General features: G+C 55.0%; 1 protein-coding gene. It reads left to right on the plus strand.

What is annotated here, in order from left to right:
• Positions 1 to 20: 20 nt before the first annotated feature.
• Positions 21 to 1,279 (plus strand): 5-aminolevulinate synthase (hemA, locus tag CU102_RS28230; protein WP_106714342.1); only part of this gene is annotated, 1,259 nt, incomplete at its 3' end.

A 1,279-nucleotide genomic window follows, 5' to 3' on the forward strand; every position in this document is an offset into this window, starting at 1 on the left:
TCATGATACAGGAGCAATTCATGGACTATCGTCGGTTTTTCGAAGACGCGATTGACCAGTTGCACGCTGAAAAGCGCTACCGGGTCTTTGCTAATCTGGAACGGATCGTGGGAAAATTTCCGCGCGCTATTTGGCGTACGGCGGAGACAACACGTGAAATCACCGTCTGGTGCTCAAACGATTATCTCGGCATGGGTCAGCACCCGGATGTCATTGCCGCCATGCATGATGCATCCAGTCGCATGGGCTCAGGCGCCGGCGGTACACGCAATATCTCAGGCAACAATCATCCCTTGGTTGAACTCGAAATCGAGTTGGCAGATCTTCACCAGAAGGAAGCCGCATTGGTCTTCACGTCCGGCTTCGTGTCCAACGAAGCGTCTATTTCGACGATCGCCAGATTGCTTCCGAACTGCCTCATTCTTTCCGACGAGTTGAATCATGCCTCGATGATCGAGGGTGTGCGCCGCTCCGGCGCGGAAAAGAAAATCTTCCGCCACAACGATCTCGTTCATCTCGAAGACCTGCTTAGAGCGGCTGGCAAGGAGCGTGCGAAACTGATTGTGTTCGAATCGATCTACTCGATGGATGGCGATATCGCTCCGGTCGCAGCCATTGCCGATCTTGCGGACAAGTACAACGCCATGACCTATATCGACGAGGTTCACGCAGTTGGTATGTACGGCAATCGTGGCGGCGGCATTACCGATCGCGAAAGCCTGTCGGACCGGATCGATATTATCGAAGGCACGCTCGCCAAGGCTTTTGGCACGCTCGGTGGCTATATTGCCGGTCCGAGGACGGTCATTGATGCCGTGCGCTCCTATGCACCCGGTTTTATCTTTACGACTGCCCTTCCTCCCGTCATTGCAGCGGCGGCAACACAGTCGATCCGGCATCTGAAGGTATCACAAGAAGAACGCCGGATGCATCAATGTCAGGCACAGCTTACGAAAGATGTGCTGGCGCAGGCCAACCTTCCGGTTATGAAATCGGACACACATATTGTGCCGATCCATGTGGGCGATCCCGAACTGTGCAAGAAGGCGAGCGACCGACTTCTTGAGCTTCACGGCATCTACATTCAGCCGATCAACTATCCAACCGTGCCACGCGGTACGGAACGCCTGCGGGTGACGCCGACCCCTTTCCATTCCAACGAACTCGTTATTGAGTTGAAAGATGCCTTGGTCGAAGTCTGGACAGCGCTGGGCATTCCGTTTTCCAAAGACAGCGCACCGGCAGTCGAGACCAGCGAACGGGTGGTGACGCTCGCTGT

This window comes from Phyllobacterium brassicacearum (assembly GCF_003010955.1).
GTDB lineage: Bacteria > Pseudomonadota > Alphaproteobacteria > Rhizobiales > Rhizobiaceae > Phyllobacterium > Phyllobacterium brassicacearum.